Here is a 4,881-nt window from a genome sequence, read left to right as displayed (position 1 = left end):
GAGGATGATGGCGAGCAGCAGGACACCGCCCACGATGCCTCCGGAGGACCGGCGGACCCGGTCATGGGACTCGGGGCCCGGTGGCTGCGGCGCGGGGGACTCGTGCTCGGTCGTCATGGTCCCGATTCTGCCCGACGGCCGCCCCGGGAAGAGCACGGGCCGAACACGAACCGAACACGGAGGACGCACGCCCACGTCCCCTCCGACCCGCACCGACCGAACACAGCCCGAGCACCCCGCACCCCCTCCCACCCACGAGCCCCCGCCCCACGCATCCCGACAAAACCTGGGGCTGTACAAGCCGCTACGCGCGTAGATATGCTCGCCTGGTGACCATGCCCACCACTGCACCCACCGCGCAGGCTCTCTCCGACGTCACCGCGTCCGACAGCACGCTGCGCCGCTTCCTGCACGGGCTGCCCGGCGTCGACGCGGTCGGCCTGGAGGCGCGCGCCGCCTCGCTCGGCACCCGTTCCATCAAGACCACCGCGAAGGCGTACGCCATCGACCTCGCCATTTCGATGGTCGACCTGACGACGCTGGAAGGCGCGGACACCCCGGGCAAGGTCCGGGCGCTCGGCGCCAAGGCGGTCCATCCCGACCCGACCGACCGCACGACCCCCACCACGGCCGCGGTCTGCGTCTATCCCGACATGGTGGCCGTCGCCAAGGAGACCGTCGCCGGCTCGGGCGTGAAGGTCGCCTCGGTGGCCACCGCCTTCCCGGCGGGCCGCGCCGCCCTCGGCGTGAAGCTGGCCGACGTGCGGGACGCCGTCGCCGCGGGGGCCGACGAGATCGACATGGTCATCGACCGCGGCGCGTTCCTCGCGGGCAGGTACCTGAAGGTGTACGACGAGATCGTCGCGGTGAAGGAGGCCTGCGGGACGAGCGCCCGGCTGAAGGTCATCTTCGAGACCGGCGAGCTGTCGACCTACGACAACATCCGCCGCGCCTCCTGGCTCGGCATGCTCGCGGGCGCCGACTTCATCAAGACCTCCACCGGAAAGGTCGCCGTCAACGCCACCCCCGCCAACACCCTGCTCATGCTGGAGGCGGTGCGCGACTTCCGTGCCCAGACCGGCGTACAGGTCGGTGTGAAGCCGGCCGGCGGCATCCGCACGAGCAAGGACGCGATCAAGTTCCTGGTCCTGGTCAACGAGACCGCGGGCGAGGACTGGCTGGACAACCACTGGTTCCGCTTCGGCGCCTCCTCTCTCCTGAACGACCTGCTGATGCAGCGCCAGAAGCTGGCCACCGGCCGCTACTCCGGCCCCGACTACGTGACGGTGGACTGATCACCATGACATCCGCATTCGAGTACGCCCCGGCTCCCGAGTCCCGGTCGATCGTCGATGTCGCGCCGTCCTACGGCCTGTTCGTCGACGGCGAGTTCACCGAGGCGGCCGACGGCAAGGTCTTCAAGACGGTCTCGCCCAGCACCGAGGAGGTGCTGTCCGAGGTCGCGCAGGCCGGAGAGGCGGACGTGGACCGCGCGGTGCAGGCCGCCCGCAGGGCCTTCGCGAAGTGGTCGGCGCTGCCCGGTTCGGAGCGCGCCAAGTACCTGTTCCGCATCGCCCGCATCATCCAGGAGCGCAGCCGTGAGCTCGCGGTCCTGGAGACGCTGGACAACGGCAAGCCGATCAGGGAGACGAGGGACGCCGACCTGCCCCTGGTGGCGGCCCACTTCTTCTACTACGCGGGCTGGGCCGACAAGCTGGACCACGCGGGCTTCGGGCCGAACCCGAAGCCGCTGGGCGTGGCCGGCCAGGTCATCCCCTGGAACTTCCCCCTCCTGATGCTGGCGTGGAAGATCGCCCCGGCGCTGGCGACCGGCAACACGGTCGTCCTCAAGCCCGCCGAGACGACCCCTCTGTCCGCGCTCTTCTTCGCCGACATCTGCCGCCAGGCGGGGCTGCCGAGGGGTGTCGTCAACATCCTTCCGGGCTACGGTGACGCGGGCGCCGCGCTCGTCGCGCACCCGGACGTGAACAAGGTCGCCTTCACCGGATCCACCGCCGTCGGCAAGGAGATCGCCCGGACCGTCGCGGGCACCCGCAAGAAGCTCACCCTCGAACTGGGCGGCAAGGGCGCCAACATCGTCTTCGACGACGCGCCGATCGACCAGGCCGTCGAGGGCATCGTGAACGGCATCTTCTTCAACCAGGGCCAGGTCTGCTGTGCGGGCTCCCGGCTGCTGGTGCAGGAGTCAATCCACGACGAGCTGCTGGACTCGCTCAAGCGCAGGCTCTCCACCCTCCGCCTGGGCGATCCGCTCGACAAGAACACCGACATCGGCGCGATCAACTCCGCCGAGCAGTTGGCCCGGATCACCGCGCTCGCCGACCGGGGCGAGGCGGAGGGCGCCGAGCGCTGGTCCCCGGCCTGCGAACTGCCGACCTCCGGCTACTGGTTCGCCCCGACGCTGTTCACGAACGTCACCCAGGCGCACACCATCGCCCGCGACGAGATCTTCGGCCCGGTGCTGTCCGTGCTCACCTTCCGCACGCCGGACGAGGCGGTAGCCAAGGCGAACAACACGCCGTACGGCCTCTCGGCGGGCATCTGGACCGAGAAGGGGTCGAGGATCCTCGCCGTCGCGAACAAGCTCCGCGCGGGCGTGATCTGGTCCAACACGTTCAACAAGTTCGACCCGACCTCGCCGTTCGGCGGTTACAAGGAGTCGGGCTTCGGCCGCGAGGGCGGCCGCCACGGCCTGGAGGCGTACCTCGATGTCTGACAAGACGGACAAGACCGAACCGCGGCTTTCGGTCTTCAAGACCTACAAGCTGTACGTGGGCGGGAAGTTCCCGCGTTCCGAGAGCGGCCGGGTGTACGAGGTGACGGACTCCAAGGACAACTGGCTGGCTAACGTCCCGCTGTCCTCGCGCAAGGACGCCCGTGACGCGGTGGTGGCCGCGCGCAAGGCGTTCGGGGCGTGGTCGGGCGCGACCGCGTACAACCGGGGCCAGATCCTCTACCGCGTCGCGGAGATGCTGGAGGGCCGCCGCGAGCAGTTCGTGCGCGAGGTCGCCGAGGCCGAGGGCCTGTCGAAGGCGAAGGCGGCGGCGGTCGTGGACGCAGCGATCGACCGCTGGGTCTGGTACGCGGGGTGGACGGACAAGATCGCCCAGGTGGTGGGCGGCGCGAACCCGGTCGCCGGTCCGTTCTTCAACCTCTCCTCCCCCGAGCCGACCGGCGTCGTGACCGTGCTCGCCCCGCAGGAGTCGTCCTTCCTGGGGCTGGTCTCGGTGATCGCCCCCGTGATCGCCACCGGCAACACGGCGGTCGTGATCGCGAGCGAGAAGTCCCCGCTCCCGGCCCTCTCGCTGGGTGAGGTGCTGGCCACCTCCGACCTGCCCGGAGGGGTCGTCAACGTCCTGTCCGGCCGTACGGCGGAGATCGCGGCCCCGCTCGCCGCCCACCAGGACGTCAACGCGATCGACCTCACGGGCGCCGACGAGGCGCTGGCGAAGGAGCTGGAGATCGCGGCGGCGGACAACCTCAAGCGCGTTCTCCGTCCACAGCCTGTGGATTTCTTCGCGACTCCCGGGATCGAGCGCCTGACGGCCTTCCTGGAGACCAAGACGGTCTGGCACCCGACCGGGGCGCTGGGCGCGTCGGGTTCGTCGTACTGAGACGGCCGGGCGAAGCCGCACAGCGGCGCCCGCACAGACGAGAGCCGCGTCTCCCCTCCGTCCGGGGGAGGCGCGGCTCTCTTCGTGTGTGTTTCGCGGGCTCGCCGCGGCTCAGCGCAGCGACCCGAGCACCTGGCCGACGACCGGCACGGCCCCGATCGAAGGGGCCTGCGCCACCGGGCCGGTGAGCATCCGCGACGTCAGCGGCCTGAAGTCGGCGAGCTGGGTGTCGACTCCGTTGTCGAGCGGGTCCACTCCGGTGCCCGCCAGGGGGTTGGGCTTGAGGCCGGCGACCGGTCCGGTGACGTGGCCGACCGTGCCGGTCAGCGCCTGGAGGCCCGCCTGCGGGTCGACCTTGCCCAGCGAGCCGGTGCGGTAGGTCCCGCCCACGACCGGGACGGTGTCCGCCGAGGCCGTCGCCGCGCCCGCCCCCAGGGCGGCACCGGCGGTCGCCACGGCGATCAGGGCACGCCGGGCTGTGGGGCGGGGGACGGACGCGTGTCGAGCCATGTCTGGTGCCACCTTCTGGTGCGCAGAGTAATGAGAACAGCGCACAGGGTAGTTGAGAGGCAACCCACGCTCCAAAGCCGACCCGCGGGGTCGGCAGGCGGGCCACCATGCGTCAAACTGGTGTTCCGTGAGCCTTCATCCCCCGTCTCCCGCCCGTGTCGTGCTGCTCTGCGGCCCTTCGGGCTCGGGCAAGTCCCTGGTCGCCGCCCGTTCCGGGCTGCCCGTGCTGCGCCTCGACGACTTCTACAAGGAGGGTGACGACCCGACGCTGCCCGTGGTGGCGGGGAGTTCGGACATCGACTGGGACCACCCGGCGTCCTGGGACGCGGACGTCGCCGTCAAGGCGATCACCGGGCTGTGCGCGACGGGCAGCACGAACGTGCCGGTGTACGACATCGCCCGCAGCGCCCGCACCGGCGAGGACACCCTGCACATCGGCCGTACGCCGCTGTTCGTCGCCGAGGGCATCTTCGCCGCCGAGATCGTCGAGCGCTGCCGCGAACTGGGCGTCCTGGCCGACGCGCTGTGCCTGACCCGCGGGCCCGTCACCACCTTCCGCCGGCGCTTCCTGCGGGACCTGAAGGAGGGCCGCAAGTCGGTGCCGTTCCTGCTGCGCCGCGGCTGGCGGCTGATGCGCGCCGAACGGTCGATCATCGCCCGCCAGGTCTCCCTGGGCGCCCACGCCTGCGACCTGGACGAGGCGCTGGGCCGGCTGGCCGCCGCGGCGGCGGGCCGC

Annotated in this window: 5 protein-coding genes; 4 read left to right on the top strand and 1 reads right to left on the bottom strand. The window is 71.1% G+C overall.

The genetic code is table 11. From position 1 onward, the window contains the following. The first annotated feature begins 335 nt into the window (after positions 1-335). From deoC to BZY54_RS19710, 3 genes are read left to right on the top strand one after another with little or no spacing between them, the layout of a single operon-like run. Positions 336-1,295: a deoxyribose-phosphate aldolase gene (deoC, locus tag BZY54_RS19720; RefSeq protein WP_086726505.1), complete on the top strand. Its 960-nt coding sequence runs from the start codon at positions 336-338 to the stop codon at positions 1,293-1,295. 5 nt (positions 1,296-1,300) lie between these two features. Next, the gene (locus BZY54_RS19715) at positions 1,301-2,737 is read left to right on the top strand and encodes an aldehyde dehydrogenase family protein (RefSeq protein WP_086726504.1); all 1,437 of its coding nucleotides are present in this window, start codon (positions 1,301-1,303) and stop codon (positions 2,735-2,737) included. Next, positions 2,730-3,635 carry an aldehyde dehydrogenase family protein gene (locus BZY54_RS19710; RefSeq protein WP_086726503.1) on the top strand — a complete coding sequence of 302 codons (906 nt, stop codon included), beginning with the start codon at positions 2,730-2,732 and terminating at the stop codon, positions 3,633-3,635. The genes BZY54_RS19715 and BZY54_RS19710 overlap by 8 nt, the downstream gene beginning before the upstream one ends. 111 nt (positions 3,636-3,746) lie before the next feature. Here the strand turns inward: BZY54_RS19710 and BZY54_RS19705 are convergent, their stop codons facing one another. Continuing rightward, complete coding sequence (locus BZY54_RS19705) at positions 3,747-4,145, bottom strand: hypothetical protein (protein WP_086726502.1); 399 nt, start codon at positions 4,143-4,145, stop codon at positions 3,747-3,749. 127 nt (positions 4,146-4,272) lie between these two features. On the opposite strand from BZY54_RS19705, the gene BZY54_RS19700 reads away from it, so the two are divergent. Beyond that, a partial coding sequence (locus BZY54_RS19700) for a uridine kinase family protein (RefSeq protein ID WP_244217236.1) occupies positions 4,273-4,881 on the top strand: 609 nt, incomplete at its 3' end.

Origin of the sequence: Streptomyces carpinensis (assembly GCF_002154505.1) — a bacterium.
GTDB lineage: Bacteria > Actinomycetota > Actinomycetes > Streptomycetales > Streptomycetaceae > Streptomyces > Streptomyces carpinensis.
The sequence above is the reverse complement of the archived record's forward strand: the minus strand, read 5'-3'. Positions and strand labels throughout refer to the sequence as shown.